Source organism: Paraburkholderia sp. RL18-085-BIA-A (genome assembly GCF_046027075.1).
GTDB lineage: Bacteria > Pseudomonadota > Gammaproteobacteria > Burkholderiales > Burkholderiaceae > Paraburkholderia.
The window spans coordinates 1-381 of the sequence record NZ_JARESU010000648.1 but is presented as its reverse complement, the minus strand read 5'-3'; the positions used below and the strand labels follow the sequence as shown (position 1 = coordinate 381).

Below are 381 nucleotides of genomic sequence, written 5' to 3'. Positions count from 1 at the left end.
AGCCAACGCATCCGCTGCCGCTGGCATGGCCAGCGAGGTGGCCAATCGGGCGCGCGGCGGCGATAACGCCACCGGCAACGCGACGAGCGTCAGCGGCAACGCGTCTGCGAAAGCGGCCAACGCATCTGCGCGCGCAACTGTGGCCAGCCACGCGCACACCCCTGCGCGCCCCGGCAATAACGCCGTAGCCACGACCGGCACGAGCACGAACATGAGCACGAACACGAGCACGAGCACGAGCACGAGCACGAGCACGAGCACGAGCAGGAGCACCGCGGCAACCACGCCGCGCGCCAGCGCCGCTGCGAACGCCCCCGCGCCCGCGGCCGATTGAGAGCGCCTGCCATGTCCGGTTCGACTTCCTCCCCCGCGCGCCCCGCG

The 381-nt window shown here is 72.2% G+C and carries 1 pseudogene; it reads right to left on the bottom strand.

The features are described 5' to 3' along the window. Window positions 1–285, bottom strand: a pseudogene (locus P0D89_RS54235) (hypothetical protein); the annotation flags it as partial. Between the last annotated feature and the right edge of the window lie 96 nt (window positions 286–381).